At 57.0% G+C, this 17610-nt stretch carries 7 protein-coding genes and 1 CRISPR repeat array; of the genes, 2 read left to right on the top strand and 5 right to left on the bottom strand.

Translation table 11 applies throughout. From position 1 onward, the window contains the following. Positions 1-762, top strand: a 762-nt coding sequence (locus B5F98_RS10930; protein ID WP_143482789.1) for a sigma-E processing peptidase SpoIIGA, incomplete at its 5' end; no start/stop codon positions are given. After that, positions 759-1484: an RNA polymerase sporulation sigma factor SigE gene (sigE, locus tag B5F98_RS10925; RefSeq protein WP_087372555.1), complete on the top strand. Its 726-nt coding sequence runs from the start codon at positions 759-761 to the stop codon at positions 1482-1484. The genes B5F98_RS10930 and sigE, both read left to right, overlap by 4 nt. Positions 1485-1518: 34 nt before the next feature. Here the strand turns inward: sigE and sigG are convergent, their stop codons facing one another. The 5 genes from sigG to cas7c all read right to left on the bottom strand — a co-directional run bounded on the left by sigG (position 1519) and on the right by cas7c (position 17610). Next, positions 1519-2289, bottom strand: a complete 771-nt coding sequence (sigG, locus tag B5F98_RS10920) for an RNA polymerase sporulation sigma factor SigG (RefSeq protein WP_087372552.1) — start codon at positions 2287-2289, stop codon at positions 1519-1521. Between the two features lie 193 nt (positions 2290-2482). Continuing rightward, positions 2483-14602: direct repeats of the CRISPR family, unit length 33 nt; unit sequence ATTTCAATCCACGCACCCCGTGTGGGGTGCGAC. A 180-nt stretch (positions 14603-14782) separates the two neighbouring features. After that, entirely contained in the window at positions 14783-15073 is a 291-nt protein-coding gene (gene cas2, locus B5F98_RS10915) for a CRISPR-associated endonuclease Cas2 (protein WP_087372549.1), read from the bottom strand. Positions 15074-15077: 4 nt separating this feature from the next. Next, positions 15078-16109 carry a type I-C CRISPR-associated endonuclease Cas1c gene (gene cas1c / locus B5F98_RS10910; RefSeq protein WP_087372545.1) on the bottom strand — a complete coding sequence of 344 codons (1032 nt, stop codon included), beginning with the start codon at positions 16107-16109 and terminating at the stop codon, positions 15078-15080. After that, a complete protein-coding gene (gene cas4, locus B5F98_RS10905) occupies positions 16106-16774 on the bottom strand; it encodes a CRISPR-associated protein Cas4 (RefSeq protein ID WP_087372542.1) in 669 nt (222 codons plus the stop codon). Before cas4 ends, cas1c begins: the two co-directional genes overlap by 4 nt. Continuing rightward, positions 16771-17610, bottom strand: a complete 840-nt coding sequence (gene cas7c, locus B5F98_RS10900) for a type I-C CRISPR-associated protein Cas7/Csd2 (RefSeq protein WP_087372538.1) — start codon at positions 17608-17610, stop codon at positions 16771-16773. Before cas7c ends, cas4 begins: the two co-directional genes overlap by 4 nt.

Raw genomic sequence — 17610 nt, 5'->3', positions numbered from 1 at the left:
CGATTGGCTGGGGCGGGCCTGCGCCGATGGCGCATCGCTCTGGGGGCGGCCTTGGGGGCACTGTATGCGGTGGCCCTCTTTCTCCCCGGTATGGGGTGGCTGTCCACGCTGCCCTGCAAGCTGGCGGTGGCGGTGGTGATGGTGCTATGTGCCTACGGGGGAGAGGTGCGGCTGTGGCGGGTGCTGGGTCTGTTCTTCGCCGCCTCTGCGGCACTGGCCGGGGCGGTGCTGGGGTTTGAATGGCTGGGGAATACCACCCTGACCCTGCAATCTGGAGTGCTGTACACGCAGATGGACCTGAGACTGTTGCTGGTGGTCTTTCTGGCGTGTTATTTTGTGTTTTCTCTGCTGCTGCGGCGGCTGGGCGCCCACACGGGGGCAGAGCTGGTACATATGGAGCTCACCTTTCCCCAGCGGGTGGTGTCCATGACTGCCCTCCACGATACGGGGCTGAGTCTGGCCGACCCGGTGACCAACCGCCCGGTGGTGGTGGCCTACTGGCGGGATATGGCCTGGCTGCTGCCTGCGGGGGCGGATGTGGCCCACCCCATCGAGTGCGCCCGGCTGTGCCATGACCGGGGCATCCATGGGGTGCGGCTGGTGCCCTACCGGGCGGTAGGAGTGGAGTCGGGGATGTTGCTGGCCTTTCCCACCCAGCAGGTACGGGTGAACGGGCGGGACATGGGCAGCTTGCTGCTGGCCCTGTCCCCCACACCGGTCAGCGACGGGGGATCCTATCAAGGACTGTTTGGAGGGATATGAAGATGAGAGGACTGTGGTACATCAAGCTGTGTGGGTTCCTGTCTCGGCTAGGGCTCCACCTGCCGGGGACTATCTTTTATATCGGGGGCAGCGATACTCTGCCGCCGCCCCTGTCCAAGGAGGAGGAGCGGGAGGTTTTGGCCACCTGGGAGCGGGACGGGCCCAGTCCGACCATCCGCTCCAAGCTCATTGAGCACAACCTCCGATTGGTGGTGTACATCGCCCGCCGGTTTGAAAACAGCGGCGTGGGCATTGAAGACCTCATCTCCATCGGCACCATTGGCCTCATCAAGGCGGTGGAGACCTATAACCCGGGAAAAAACATCAAGCTGGCCACCTATGCCTCCCGGTGCATTGAAAATGAGATTCTCATGTACCTGCGAAAAAACGCCAACCGGAAGGGAGAGGTGTCCCTGGAGGAGCCACTGAACACCGATTGGGACGGCAATGAATTGCTTCTTTCTGATGTGTTGGGCACGGACAGCGATGTCATTGAAAAGCCTATGGAGGAGGATGTGGAGCGGGACCTTCTGTTCCAGGCAGTGAGCAAATTAAATCCTCGGGAGCGGTCCATCATCACCATGCGCTTTGGCTTGGATGGGAAGGCGGAGCGCACCCAGAAGGAAGTGGCTTCGTTACTGGGCATCTCCCAGTCCTACATATCCCGACTGGAAAAGCGCATCATCGGACGGCTGAAGCAGGAGATTTTGAAGCTGATGTAGAACAAAGCCGTGGGCGCAGCACCCACGGCTTTGTTTAGAACTCTTTTCGGATTTGCTTCAAGGCGTGTTTCTCCAGCCGGGACACCTGAGCCTGGGAGATGCCGATCTCGGCGGACACCTCCATCTGGGTCTTGCCCTGGAAAAACCGCAGCTCCAAAATCTCCTGTTCCCGCTGGCCCAGCTTGGAGATGGCGTCGCTGAGGGCAATGTGGTCCAGCCACGCCTCGTCGGTGTTTTTCCCGTCCCGCACCTGGTCCATGACGCACACTGCATCTCCAGAGTCGGAGTAAATGGGCTCAAAGAGGGAGATGGGGTCCATGACGGCGTCCATGGCGGTGACAATGTCCTCCCGGCGCAGGTCCAGGAGCTTGGACAACTCGTCCAGTGTGGGCTCCCGCTGGTGCTCATTCTGGAATGCCTCTTTGGCCTGGAGCACCTTGTAGGCGGTGTCCCGCAGAGAGCGGGAGACCCGGATGGTGCTGTTGTCCCGGAGAAAGCGGCGGATTTCTCCGATGATCATGGGCACCCCATAGGTGGAAAACTTTACGTCCAAGTCCACATTGAAGTTATCAATGGCTTTGATGAGGCCGATGCACCCCACCTGGAACAGATCGTCCATGTGTTCGCCCCGGCCGGCAAACTTTTGAATTACCGACAGTACCAGGCGCAGATTCCCGGCAATCAGTTCTTCTCGGGCTGCCTGGTCTCCCTGTCGGGCCCGGCGGAGCAGGGCGATGCTCTCTTCACTTTTCAGAACCTTGAGTTTCGACGTGTTCACGCCGCATAAGTCCACCTTACCTTGCACAAAAAGCCACCTCGTTTGGAAGATACTGTATGTAAGTATCTCCAAGCAGGTGGCTTTCATGCAGCACAGGGAGGGTGGATATTTTTTATTGTTCGATGAGGTTCGATGGATATTTTATACGGGGAAAAGAAGAGACGAGTTCAGAGAATGGAAAGAGCAGATATAGTTCAATCATCCGCCCATAGGTAACGATGTTTCAACCCACGCACCCCGCATGAGGTGCGACACCAGGGGGGTTCCCTCGGTAGCCTTGATGATAACATTTCAATCCACGCACCCCGTGTGGGGTGCGACAGGAGCAGCTGCTCACCCGTGGAGACAAAGGCGTATTTCAATCCACGCACCCCGTGTGGGGTGCGACCTGGACCGGGAGATCCTGGCCGAATATGAGGAGATTTCAATCCACGCACCCCGTGTGGGGTGCGACAGAGCCGTCATAGACGGCCTCTACCGCCCCGGTATTTCAATCCACGCACCCCGTGTGGGGTGCGACGGAAAACTGCGCTTGCAGCTCCAGGCCGCTCCACATTTCAATCCACGCACCCCGTGTGGGGTGCGACCTCTGCCCTGCTCACTTTGCACCGTCTGATGGAATTTCAATCCACGCACCCCGTGTGGGGTGCGACCGGTCACCGGGTTTTTGAGCCCGGCCGATTGGAAATTTCAATCCACGCACCCCGTGTGGGGTGCGACTGTTGTTGTGCTTGCCCCACCATCCTTGCCCGCTATTTCAATCCACGCACCCCGTGTGGGGTGCGACTTAATTTTGGGTACGGTTATCTAACCGCCAGACAATTTCAATCCACGCACCCCGTGTGGGGTGCGACAGGTTGTTGAGTATAACGGGCTTGATTCTTTAATATTTCAATCCACGCACCCCGTGTGGGGTGCGACGGGGGAAGGCTCTGAAATATAAGCGTGATTTTCGATTTCAATCCACGCACCCCGTGTGGGGTGCGACGGGGGGTTCGTTGGCTAATTGTTCCTGAGCAACATAAATTTCAATCCACGCACCCCGTGTGGGGTGCGACCGGTGGCAAATTGACATTTGGGAGTCTTTGATATATTTCAATCCACGCACCCCGTGTGGGGTGCGACGTTTCGCTGGATTATTGTGCCTGAACAGCATAAATTTCAATCCACGCACCCCGTGTGGGGTGCGACGGCAAACACGGTTGATGGGGAGTGGATGCCGAGATTTCAATCCACGCACCCCGTGTGGGGTGCGACGACAGCTGGTGGCTGATCGCTGAGAAGCAGATGGATTTCAATCCACGCACCCCGTGTGGGGTGCGACGGCGGCATGAATGTTTACAAGGTCATGCAAATGCTATTTCAATCCACGCACCCCGTGTGGGGTGCGACCACTTCAACCGTGCGTTAGACCTGGAACTGAAAAATTTCAATCCACGCACCCCGTGTGGGGTGCGACGTGCAACCAGGCAGGCAAGTCCTGGTCATGGTGCAATTTCAATCCACGCACCCCGTGTGGGGTGCGACGGACAGGCGGGCCAAAGGACGGCCCGCCTCGGGACATTTCAATCCACGCACCCCGTGTGGGGTGCGACCCGCCGCCAGGATCACCGACCGTCTAAGATCTCAATTTCAATCCACGCACCCCGTGTGGGGTGCGACCACGCCGGGCGGGGGAGCCGCCCGGGGCCCGAACGATTTCAATCCACGCACCCCGTGTGGGGTGCGACCTCATCCGGCAAAGACTGGCCCGCCACGAGCAGATTTCAATCCACGCACCCCGTGTGGGGTGCGACGCCACGCAGTGGGTCACCGCTGCTCTCCAGCGATGATTTCAATCCACGCACCCCGTGTGGGGTGCGACGGTATACCCCCAGATGTCCATGAGCATCTGATCGGGATTTCAATCCACGCACCCCGTGTGGGGTGCGACCTGACATTGCTATATCTTATGATCTGACTGAGCAATTTCAATCCACGCACCCCGTGTGGGGTGCGACGTATCGTGCAGGCGTAACCAAAGACAAGGTGAGCATATTTCAATCCACGCACCCCGTGTGGGGTGCGACGGTTGAAGGTTCTGACTGAGCAGTTCGGCCCGTGCGATTTCAATCCACGCACCCCGTGTGGGGTGCGACGGCCCATCCATTTGGGGGCCGCCCGACAGGGTGGCGATTTCAATCCACGCACCCCGTGTGGGGTGCGACGCTCAGAGTCCTCCAGCTGGAGTGTCCTGGGCCGATTTCAATCCACGCACCCCGTGTGGGGTGCGACCTCCAGCTGGTGGCAAATGGCCCCGGCTCAACGCCATTTCAATCCACGCACCCCGTGTGGGGTGCGACGTGGGCCCGTGTTCCGCCGCAAAGACCAGCGGCGATTTCAATCCACGCACCCCGTGTGGGGTGCGACGAGGTAGACACCCGCACCCTGGAGGATGTGCAATCCATTTCAATCCACGCACCCCGTGTGGGGTGCGACATTGCCTTCATTGCCAATGAAGTGTTGTCCGTGGTGATTTCAATCCACGCACCCCGTGTGGGGTGCGACCTTTTAGTTTCGCGGTTAATTAAAATTTACGAGGTATTTCAATCCACGCACCCCGTGTGGGGTGCGACGACAAAGCCCCGCAGCTTACCGCTGCGGGGCTTTTATTTCAATCCACGCACCCCGTGTGGGGTGCGACCCCCGGGAATCTCCATCCCGCCCCGTGTGACCACGGATTTCAATCCACGCACCCCGTGTGGGGTGCGACTCCAGCAGACGGTGAGGACTGGCCCAACCCACGCAGAATTTCAATCCACGCACCCCGTGTGGGGTGCGACAGCAGACGGTGAGGACTGGCCCAACCCACGCAGAATTTCAATCCACGCACCCCGTGTGGGGTGCGACGTTATGATACGTATGCTAAAATGCATAGATACAAATTTCAATCCACGCACCCCGTGTGGGGTGCGACCATTATAAATCGCTCGGCCGGTAGAATCAGACAAAGATTTCAATCCACGCACCCCGTGTGGGGTGCGACACCTGTACCTATTGGGCAATAACCGCCAGAAAGGAATTTCAATCCACGCACCCCGTGTGGGGTGCGACCTCGAACGGCAGGCGGTCCAGCTCGTTTCTCAAATTTCAATCCACGCACCCCGTGTGGGGTGCGACGCCCTCGATGGTGTACACCATGCCATACTTGACAATTTCAATCCACGCACCCCGTGTGGGGTGCGACGGTAGGCCTGTTCCTGCCCATGCGGCTCAAAGAATTTCAATCCACGCACCCCGTGTGGGGTGCGACGATGTCTTTGTTCTTTTTGGCAAGTTTGACAAAAATTTCAATCCACGCACCCCGTGTGGGGTGCGACAACCACCCAACGACTGGCAGTATAAAATTGTTTAATTTCAATCCACGCACCCCGTGTGGGGTGCGACCTGCGTTTGCCAAACTCAACCCCGGTCTTAAACTCATTTCAATCCACGCACCCCGTGTGGGGTGCGACATGCGGGCGAACTGCCTGTGGCGTCCGCATTGATATTTCAATCCACGCACCCCGTGTGGGGTGCGACCCGTGGTGGCAGCTCCCTGGGCAGTCCCAGCAATTTCAATCCACGCACCCCGTGTGGGGTGCGACAAACGGTTCCCGCCAATGCCGGGCACCCAGTCAGATTTCAATCCACGCACCCCGTGTGGGGTGCGACTAAACTGTTGTCCGCCAACGGTGGACTTGACGTATTTCAATCCACGCACCCCGTGTGGGGTGCGACCCCCCATTGCGGCTTTCTCCAGTGCGTCGATACGAATTTCAATCCACGCACCCCGTGTGGGGTGCGACCAGCCGATTCCGCACGGGCCGAACTGCTCAGTCAATTTCAATCCACGCACCCCGTGTGGGGTGCGACTGCCCCAATGTACTTGCCGGAGCCGCTGATGTCCTATTTCAATCCACGCACCCCGTGTGGGGTGCGACAACAGGGACTTCCGGGTTGATATTGGAGTTAAAATTTCAATCCACGCACCCCGTGTGGGGTGCGACATCCATAGGCATGGGGAACTCCAGGTCTTGGGCCGATTTCAATCCACGCACCCCGTGTGGGGTGCGACGGCCGTGGTGGCAGCTCCCTGGGCAGTCCCAGCAATTTCAATCCACGCACCCCGTGTGGGGTGCGACCACGCCGGAGCAGATTAAGAGATTGGAGGAAACGATTTCAATCCACGCACCCCGTGTGGGGTGCGACTGATAATCATGTTGCCGCCGTGGGCCGCCGCAATATTTCAATCCACGCACCCCGTGTGGGGTGCGACACCGGATGGGTATGGCTTGATGAATGCTTCACCATTTCAATCCACGCACCCCGTGTGGGGTGCGACGCGCACCATCGGGCCTGATAACCGCCTGACCATCAAATTTCAATCCACGCACCCCGTGTGGGGTGCGACGTGGACATGCCAAAGTTTTCGATTGCCGTAGCGGCATTTCAATCCACGCACCCCGTGTGGGGTGCGACACGTCTGCAAAAACATCAAGATACTCCAGAACCACATTTCAATCCACGCACCCCGTGTGGGGTGCGACTTTATATCCCCCGAAATGTTAAAAAGGTTTTTCCCTATTTCAATCCACGCACCCCGTGTGGGGTGCGACAACACCCGCCCCGCACTGCTCACGCCGGAGCAGATATTTCAATCCACGCACCCCGTGTGGGGTGCGACGGGTAACACTCCATGCGCCCCCTTTCGGGGGCTAGATTTCAATCCACGCACCCCGTGTGGGGTGCGACCCGCCGGATGGCGTTGGAGGGCATGAGCGGCACATTTCAATCCACGCACCCCGTGTGGGGTGCGACGTGTACCTGGATGTCCGCACATACTACGGGCCTAAATTTCAATCCACGCACCCCGTGTGGGGTGCGACCATCGAGGCCGAACGCTCCCACCGTCAAAAGGCGGCATTTCAATCCACGCACCCCGTGTGGGGTGCGACTAGAGGGGGGCTGTGCCCACCATCTTGGCAATGCAATTTCAATCCACGCACCCCGTGTGGGGTGCGACGGGCCACAAAATGGCTGTGTGCGCCATGGCTGAATTTCAATCCACGCACCCCGTGTGGGGTGCGACTCTGAGCATATCCCTGGCAGTGCTAGTGTTGGTTTATTTCAATCCACGCACCCCGTGTGGGGTGCGACGGACGGCACCCAAAAGGTGTACGGCCTCAGAATTATTTCAATCCACGCACCCCGTGTGGGGTGCGACACCTTCTGGGCATAGCCATAGTTGTTCTGGAGATTATTTCAATCCACGCACCCCGTGTGGGGTGCGACGGGTTCACCATCGTGGCCGCCCTGGTCAGCTGGTGATTTCAATCCACGCACCCCGTGTGGGGTGCGACCGAAGTCCCATTGCTTAATGCCGTGTCCACGCAAATTTCAATCCACGCACCCCGTGTGGGGTGCGACGGTCTGCAAGTTTCATGTTGGCGGTTCTCTCGGCATTTCAATCCACGCACCCCGTGTGGGGTGCGACCAAATATCGTTTAGCGCATCATCCTCTGACACGGGATTTCAATCCACGCACCCCGTGTGGGGTGCGACCCGGCGAGTCGTTGGTCAGCGAGGGCCAGACGCTCATTTCAATCCACGCACCCCGTGTGGGGTGCGACCGGACGGACTGGGCCACAGCTTTCGTCTCGTTGAATTTCAATCCACGCACCCCGTGTGGGGTGCGACCCAGGTCAGTGATCTGGTGCAGTTGTGGAGTGCCGATTTCAATCCACGCACCCCGTGTGGGGTGCGACTATATACCATCGTGATAGGCTTTGACGCTGGAGAAATTTCAATCCACGCACCCCGTGTGGGGTGCGACGGAGTCTGCCCTGTTATCTCTACAGTTGCTTTAATTTCAATCCACGCACCCCGTGTGGGGTGCGACGACATAGCGGATTGGATGCTGGGCATGCGGGCCTATTTCAATCCACGCACCCCGTGTGGGGTGCGACTCACAGCGCATGGCCATGGTGATATCCTCATAAGATTTCAATCCACGCACCCCGTGTGGGGTGCGACGCGGGGCCCGCCGGGCAATCTGCACAGGCTCCCGATTTCAATCCACGCACCCCGTGTGGGGTGCGACTGTGCCCTATGTCTACTTCTCCATGCTGACTGGCAAGGGAATTTCAATCCACGCACCCCGTGTGGGGTGCGACGTCGATGGTGCGCTTTCCGTCAGTCATTTTCATAATTTCAATCCACGCACCCCGTGTGGGGTGCGACTTGTCAATCATGTTCTTTTCCTCCTATTCATCAATTTCAATCCACGCACCCCGTGTGGGGTGCGACATTCCTCCAAATAATTTTTGCCAATAAGCTTGATATTTCAATCCACGCACCCCGTGTGGGGTGCGACGCCTCGGAATCAATCCGACAAGCACAACCAACGGCATTTCAATCCACGCACCCCGTGTGGGGTGCGACTAAACCTTTCCAGGTTGCGCCGTGGCCTCGGACGATTTCAATCCACGCACCCCGTGTGGGGTGCGACGTTGGCCTGTGCGGCCTGATGGTGTGGGGAGGTATTTCAATCCACGCACCCCGTGTGGGGTGCGACCAGTATACGGTGGCCAGCTTAATTGGACAAGCGGTATTTCAATCCACGCACCCCGTGTGGGGTGCGACGAGCCCCAGGCCAGCTGGACCTTCCCCGCCTTGAGATTTCAATCCACGCACCCCGTGTGGGGTGCGACTTTTGAGACTGGCATCACAAAAAAGGACGACAGGGATTTCAATCCACGCACCCCGTGTGGGGTGCGACTCACGGCTAAGTATGCAGGGATCAAGGCTCTGCTTATTTCAATCCACGCACCCCGTGTGGGGTGCGACTTGGTTGTGCTTGTCGGATTGATTCCGAGGCCATATTTCAATCCACGCACCCCGTGTGGGGTGCGACTCTGGCAGTTGGGAAAAGGCCTGGTGAGGATGGATTTCAATCCACGCACCCCGTGTGGGGTGCGACACCCTCCTTTCTTTTTCTTCCTCTTTTTTTCTGGAATTTCAATCCACGCACCCCGTGTGGGGTGCGACTGGATAATTGTGGGAATGGACTTAATCAGTCCCATTTCAATCCACGCACCCCGTGTGGGGTGCGACGATTGCCCAGCTCAACCTTTACCGCTGGATGATTATTTCAATCCACGCACCCCGTGTGGGGTGCGACCTCCGGCTGTCTGCTGTACACTGAGGGCGGCAACATTTCAATCCACGCACCCCGTGTGGGGTGCGACAAAAACGGCGGGGTGCTCTTTTCTTGCCTCGGTATTTCAATCCACGCACCCCGTGTGGGGTGCGACATGCCAGCCGCAATGAGGCTGTACAACCATTACAATTTCAATCCACGCACCCCGTGTGGGGTGCGACCCAAACGCCTCCGCCAGATTGGACAGGCTTGGGAATTTCAATCCACGCACCCCGTGTGGGGTGCGACTTATGATCTGGGGCAAATTTTGGATAATTGTGGATTTCAATCCACGCACCCCGTGTGGGGTGCGACCTTCCCGATGCCATCAAGTCCGGCCCCATCTCGATTTCAATCCACGCACCCCGTGTGGGGTGCGACGGGGAATCCTATTGCGATATCCATTATGCTCCGATATTTCAATCCACGCACCCCGTGTGGGGTGCGACTGCCAGCCGCAATGAGGCTGTACAACCATTACAATTTCAATCCACGCACCCCGTGTGGGGTGCGACTGAACTGGTGGACGACCATTCCACCGACCACACATTTCAATCCACGCACCCCGTGTGGGGTGCGACCCTCGCCTGCCATGCCTCAACAAATCCAACCTATACATTTCAATCCACGCACCCCGTGTGGGGTGCGACCCCGACTATCTGCTGGAGCGACCCGGAGTCATACATTTCAATCCACGCACCCCGTGTGGGGTGCGACTCCAGCTGCGAACGGGGGCGGGGTTTCGGTTTTATTTCAATCCACGCACCCCGTGTGGGGTGCGACATCAGATCCCCTTCAATATCCACTACACTGGCAAATTTCAATCCACGCACCCCGTGTGGGGTGCGACCAGGATCTCCTTTTTTGCCTTTTCGCTCCACTTGTATTTCAATCCACGCACCCCGTGTGGGGTGCGACGACTTATGATCTGGGGCAAATTTTGGATAATTGTGGATTTCAATCCACGCACCCCGTGTGGGGTGCGACCTGCTTTATATAAGCTAGCTTTACATTTTTTCAAGAATTTCAATCCACGCACCCCGTGTGGGGTGCGACAGAGGGGGGCTGTGCCCACCATCTTGGCAATGCAATTTCAATCCACGCACCCCGTGTGGGGTGCGACCTCCAGCATGGCTTGACGCATGGTAGACAGAGGGATTTCAATCCACGCACCCCGTGTGGGGTGCGACCCGCTGCTGGGTATCTGGTCGGTGTAATCACACTGATTTCAATCCACGCACCCCGTGTGGGGTGCGACGCCTCATGGCAACAGGCATATCCGTGTACTGTGAATTTCAATCCACGCACCCCGTGTGGGGTGCGACGAACTCCCTTACCTCTCCGGCCTTTATCTTGCGGTATTTCAATCCACGCACCCCGTGTGGGGTGCGACTTTGCTTCGTCCTGTAAGATTTGTTGCGCCATTGATTATTTCAATCCACGCACCCCGTGTGGGGTGCGACTGGACTTTATCTTCCCAGGGTCGTCCAGGCCGAAATTTCAATCCACGCACCCCGTGTGGGGTGCGACGCTTTCCGTGCTGTCACCGGTTTCTTCCCAAACCAATTTCAATCCACGCACCCCGTGTGGGGTGCGACTTGCCGCCAAACAGGCCGCCGCCGCAGTTGCCGTTATTTCAATCCACGCACCCCGTGTGGGGTGCGACCCCAAGACATGGCGGACGACATTCTCAGCCGATTATTTCAATCCACGCACCCCGTGTGGGGTGCGACGCTTCGTCCTGTAAGATTTGTTGCGCCATTGATTATTTCAATCCACGCACCCCGTGTGGGGTGCGACTTGGGTTGGAACGTGGAGCCGGGGGTGGGATTCATTTCAATCCACGCACCCCGTGTGGGGTGCGACTGCACGGCTCTTCCGGGTGCGGACAGGCCAAGCAATTTCAATCCACGCACCCCGTGTGGGGTGCGACAATATACACCTGCCCCCATTTTCGGCCAGTGAGTATTTCAATCCACGCACCCCGTGTGGGGTGCGACGTTGTCCGTTGTTCGGCCCCGTCAAGCCTACCAACATTTCAATCCACGCACCCCGTGTGGGGTGCGACCAGCCTCATGGCAACAGGCATATCCGTGTACTGTGAATTTCAATCCACGCACCCCGTGTGGGGTGCGACGAATATACACCTGCCCCCATTTTCGGCCAGTGAGTATTTCAATCCACGCACCCCGTGTGGGGTGCGACCACCACTCAAGGTATTTCTGCTTCATTTCGTCCGTATTTCAATCCACGCACCCCGTGTGGGGTGCGACCCACGGTAGTCGTGGTCAATGATGTAGTCGACCGATTTCAATCCACGCACCCCGTGTGGGGTGCGACCCGCCGTTCCACGCCGTGCCGGACGTGGAGAAGTCATTTCAATCCACGCACCCCGTGTGGGGTGCGACGCGGTAGTTTAACGGTAAAACATTCCGCATCCTGCGATTTCAATCCACGCACCCCGTGTGGGGTGCGACGGGAGACAGCTGCGCCGACGGTAAATTCACTGTCAAAATTTCAATCCACGCACCCCGTGTGGGGTGCGACCAAAGCGAGCGGGGCGGATCTGATGCACTGGCCTATTTCAATCCACGCACCCCGTGTGGGGTGCGACGGGATTGGCGATATTTGAGATTGTGAGGTGGATTATTTCAATCCACGCACCCCGTGTGGGGTGCGACATCGTATCGGTGCGGAAGATTACACCGGACAAAGAATTTCAATCCACGCACCCCGTGTGGGGTGCGACTAGATTTGAGCGGGTTTGATGGGAGGGATTTTGATATTTCAATCCACGCACCCCGTGTGGGGTGCGACCGGAGGTGATAAAATGTTGAGTGCCCAAGAGTTTGCATTTCAATCCACGCACCCCGTGTGGGGTGCGACATCCTGGGTGCGTATAAAGTCACCTGACGCAAGCATTTCAATCCACGCACCCCGTGTGGGGTGCGACCCGTTGATAACCAATACTTCCATGTGTCACCTCACAATTTCAATCCACGCACCCCGTGTGGGGTGCGACCCATGGCCGGGACAACTGCATCTTGCCATATCATGTCATTTCAATCCACGCACCCCGTGTGGGGTGCGACGCGGCAACTGGAGCGGGGGCTGAGAAGGTCTTTCAATTTCAATCCACGCACCCCGTGTGGGGTGCGACGGCTTTTTAGGTCGTCGCCGTGACCAACGCACCATTTCAATCCACGCACCCCGTGTGGGGTGCGACCACCGCCGAAAAGGGCAAACAGCAGAATCCAGGCATTTCAATCCACGCACCCCGTGTGGGGTGCGACCTTCTGCCCAAACTGTGGCCGCCCACTCACCCAGATTTCAATCCACGCACCCCGTGTGGGGTGCGACACGGGATGTGTGTTGATGTGATCCCACATATTGAATTTCAATCCACGCACCCCGTGTGGGGTGCGACCCGTGCAAGTGCATGGAGATTCGCCGGAGCCTTCGATTTCAATCCACGCACCCCGTGTGGGGTGCGACTATGTGGACAGGAGTGTCTTGTATAAGTCCCGCAGATTTCAATCCACGCACCCCGTGTGGGGTGCGACCATCCGCCGGATGGCGTTGGAGGGCATGAGCGGCACATTTCAATCCACGCACCCCGTGTGGGGTGCGACTTTTGGCAAGGATTTCTGCCGCAAAGCAAAACAAAATTTCAATCCACGCACCCCGTGTGGGGTGCGACTTGACAACCCCGGTAATCCGGGTGGCGGAGTGTGATTTCAATCCACGCACCCCGTGTGGGGTGCGACCATATATTGTTTAGTGCATCATCCTCTGACACGGGATTTCAATCCACGCACCCCGTGTGGGGTGCGACCCCATGGCAAAGGCGCACACAGCCACCACGGCCACCAATTTCAATCCACGCACCCCGTGTGGGGTGCGACGTTCTCCCGGGCAAACTCTTCCCGCTCCTCTGCAGATTTCAATCCACGCACCCCGTGTGGGGTGCGACCCATCCACATTAAGCAGGCCATTGTGGAGGGCGATTTCAATCCACGCACCCCGTGTGGGGTGCGACGGAGACACCACCGACGGGGAGGTGACGGTGGGCAAATTTCAATCCACGCACCCCGTGTGGGGTGCGACTGGGAGTACCCTGTCTTGGTCTTTACCCACTCCCCATTTCAATCCACGCACCCCGTGTGGGGTGCGACGAGGGGGCTGTATTCCAATGAACACTGTGATTGTATTTCAATCCACGCACCCCGTGTGGGGTGCGACGACCATGGACTCGACTGCTTCCAGTTCCACTACCATTTCAATCCACGCACCCCGTGTGGGGTGCGACGAGATTTGGACGGTGGGAGAGACCGCCCAGCCCTCGGAATTTCAATCCACGCACCCCGTGTGGGGTGCGACGTGCACACGTCGTTCGCTAATAGCCCGCTGGTTGTATTTCAATCCACGCACCCCGTGTGGGGTGCGACCCCATTGGAGCCCAGAGCCTTGGCCACGTCAGAGCGATTTCAATCCACGCACCCCGTGTGGGGTGCGACGCCCGGATAATCAATCCGTCCCACTGGAAGGAATTTCAATCCACGCACCCCGTGTGGGGTGCGACTCAATGCCCGTCGTATTGGCTTGACCACAGATTTATTTCAATCCACGCACCCCGTGTGGGGTGCGACCTTTCCGTGCTGTCACCGGTTTCTTCCCAAACCAATTTCAATCCACGCACCCCGTGTGGGGTGCGACTTACTTCATTTGCGATCTGACCGAGGCGATTATATTTCAATCCACGCACCCCGTGTGGGGTGCGACCGACTTTCGGTCTTTTGCTGTTAAGGCATAATTATTTCAATCCACGCACCCCGTGTGGGGTGCGACTTCTTTTTCACCACACCGTCCAACTCTGCATCAGTATTTCAATCCACGCACCCCGTGTGGGGTGCGACTCGTCCATAGTTCGTCTTGCACGGTTTTGGTGTTCAGATTTCAATCCACGCACCCCGTGTGGGGTGCGACTCGTTTTCGTGTAGTTCAGTGGATTGCCTGATGCAATTTCAATCCACGCACCCCGTGTGGGGTGCGACTACCTCTATTCCCTCTTACGCTGAAAGCTAGTAAATTTCAATCCACGCACCCCGTGTGGGGTGCGACAGCAAATCTATACAAGGTACGAGGTGAATCGTTGTGTTCCTTGCACAGATTACACAGTATAAATTCTAAGTGCTACAATTGCGGAGGTGAGAAAATCTCTACTCCTCACATAAACTGGAAAAATGTGTGTGCGAACCTCCCAGGGATGTTATGAGAGCTTCCCCTTCGCACCTGGCAAACCTATAAGATAAGCGCACCCTCGGGTTCATAGGTTTGTTTGGCGCCGAAGTGTTCGATTTTACTCTCATACTTATTGCCCAGGTAGTAAAAACGCAGGCTGTCTTTCTCGGCATCCATAATGCTGCACAGCTTGGCCTGAAGCATGCGACATTGCGCAGCGTCCAGCAGGCACTCGAACACAGAACATTGGACACGTTGTCCGTAGTTGACACATTGTTTGGCGATTTGCCGCAGCCGCTTGCGCCCAGCGGCATCCTGGGTATTCACGTCATACGTAATCAGAACCAGCATGTTTCTACCTCCAGAGAAACGGTGGGTACTCCTCCAAGTCGCCCCTGAGATGACGGCTGAGCAAGAGAGCCTGCACCCATGGAACCAGCCCCCAAGGAATTTTCTCCTCCAGATATGGATGGGTGATGAGCTCCTTTTTTCGCTCTTGCCACCGTTGCAGGAAGATGCGCCGGGCTTCATCGGTGAGACGAACGGCTCCGCTCTCTTGATAGACGAAATCCTGGGCCTGGAAGATACGGTTGTTAATGCAGGTCAGGACAAAGCGTTCTGCCATGCACGGGCGTAATTCCTCCATCAAGTCCAAAGCCAGAGAGGTTCGCCCGGGGCGGTCTCGGTGGAGGAATCCCACATAGGCGTCCAAACCCACCCCTTCCAAGGCAGAGGCGCAGTCGTTACCCAGAAGGCTGTAGGCAAAAGACAGTAGAGCGTTGACTGGGTCCAGCGGTGGTCTGCGATTTCTGCCATGGAAGGAGAATACGGTGGGATCCCCCAAAATCATCTGGCCAAAGGCGTGAAAGTAGGCGGTAGCTCCGGCTCCTTCCAGTCCACGCAGAGCGTCCAGATCGGTCTCGGAGAGAATTTGAGGCAGTAATCCTTTGAGGGTTTCAATGGTCTGCGCTAAATCGTCCACATTCACACGCAGAGCGTGGTCTCGTTTGGTTCGGGCAATGCTCCAACGGGCATTGTGGACTTTTCCGAAGATCATATTGCGTGCAATTCGGCAGCTGGAGGCGGGGTCGTCGGCAATTCGATATTGCGTGCGGCGAAGGAGCACATTTCCGCTGCTTTCCCCACATACTCGGGCCAGAAACCGTCCGTTGGGAGAGCAAAAGGACAGGGAGATATTTCGCTTGGCGCAGGCACCCATGAGGGCGGGAGAGGCACCGGAGTAGGAGAAGGAGAGAATGCCGGACAAGGTATGCAGAGGATACCGGGCCAGGACTTCCTTTTCCCGATTGGCCACCACATTTTCCCCATCCAGAGATAAGTAAATATCGGGTGAGGTGATAAACAGGGTGTTGAGCAGTTGTCTCATGGCACGTCCTCCTCCATGGCTGAGCGCAGATAGGCCGATACATTCTGTTTCTTCATGAGTTTGGGAAGGCACAGCTCTTTCAGGGAACAGGCATTGCAGGACTTGGTTGGTTTGCACTTGGGGGTATAGCCCCGGCGATAAAGCTGGTGCATCTCCTGGAGCAGGGAAACCACCTGTTTCCGCAATGCAGAGTCAAAGGAAACCACGGTTCTCCGCTTGGTTTCTCCGTAAAAGAGAGCCCCTTCTTGGATGGAGCAGCACAGCGTTTCCTCCAGACACATGGCTTGGGCACACAATTGCAGCTCATCGGCTTGGTTGGTTTTTGGTTTCCCACGCTTGTACTCGATGGGATAGGGAAGCCAAAGGCCTTCTTCCCCGTGAATGGGGACACCTTGGGGCGAGGCGTGAAATTCCACCACATCGCAGACACCAGAGACGCCCAGCGTGGAGGATTGGATGGCAAGGCCCCGGAGGATGAGTAAATTTCCCCGTCGTTCTCGTTGGGACTCATCGTGAGCACGGCGGTGGAGCAGCTGCCCCTCCACCGTGCGCAGGTTTTCCCTCCACAGCTGCTCGATGTGAATCAGCGCCCATTGCCGCCGACAAAAGGCGAAATGCTGGAGGCCGGAGAGCTGGAGATACTCTTCCTGGCTGCAACTGCTCATAACCCTACCATAATTTCAGGGACGAGACCATCCAAAGGTTCCAATTCAATGGTATAATCGTCCACACTTTCTGGGAGGATGCTCTCCTCCTTCAAAGCAACGTGTACGGAACGATGTACTGTGGCAGAAGAGTATTGCCCGTCTTTGCAATTATGCTGGAACCAAAACAGCTTGACGATTTCCATTGAGCCGTCTGGGCGGGCAGAAGAGGCATCGTTGACGAAAAGCGTACGCAGACATTCTTTGATGACCTGTGCATCCTCCTCTGTAAATCCGGTTTTCTCAGCAAGTTGGACATTGATGGAGCCTTTGACAATGTACAAGCCGAATCTCACAAAATGCTTGGAGCCCATGGTGTCAGATGACCGCTTTTCACTGGAGTCTCCGTTTACACTTTTCGTAATTTGCATGGACTGTATCTCCACAGGAGAGACACTGACAGCCTGGTGAATGGAAACTGGACCACGGATACCCAAGGACACTTCGTTATTTCCTTTGAATGCAAACACCTGTCCAAATGTGCGGACGTCTAGCCAAGTCTCACAGGCTTTTTGTGCATAGATGTCTTTGTCCTTCTCTTTGCCCATTTGGGCAGCTGCACGTTCCTTCAAGCTGCTAAATCCGTCGTCACAGCGGTCCTCGGATTTCACAAAGATGGAATGACCTAAGTCCTGCATCCGGTTGCGGATTTTGCGCTTGATGCACACATCAGACATCTCACCAAACCCGTTATAGTCCGTTCTGGGACGATTCCCGTTGAGCGGGTCGCCGTTGACATTGGCCATGTGAGCGGATACCAGCGCCACGAAATCAATTTTATTCTGCAATACACCCAT

The sequence above is a fragment of the Pseudoflavonifractor sp. An44 genome, assembly GCF_002161675.1.
GTDB lineage: Bacteria > Bacillota > Clostridia > Oscillospirales > Oscillospiraceae > Enterenecus > Enterenecus faecium.
The sequence above is the reverse complement of the archived record's forward strand: the minus strand, read 5'-3'. Positions and strand labels throughout refer to the sequence as shown.

Bases quoted from the DNA above. Each gene is read 5' to 3' on its own strand.
- cas1c (WP_087372545.1), bottom strand. From the start codon at position 16,109: ATGAGACAACTGCTCAACACCCTGTTTATCACCTCACCCGATATTTAC.
- cas7c (WP_087372538.1), bottom strand. From the start codon at position 17,610: ATGGGTGTATTGCAGAATAAAATTGATTTCGTGGCGCTGGTATCCGCT.
- cas2 (WP_087372549.1), bottom strand. From the start codon at position 15,073: ATGCTGGTTCTGATTACGTATGACGTGAATACCCAGGATGCCGCTGGG.
- sigE (WP_087372555.1), top strand. From the start codon at position 759: ATGAAGATGAGAGGACTGTGGTACATCAAGCTGTGTGGGTTCCTGTCT.
- cas4 (WP_087372542.1), bottom strand. From the start codon at position 16,774: ATGAGCAGTTGCAGCCAGGAAGAGTATCTCCAGCTCTCCGGCCTCCAG.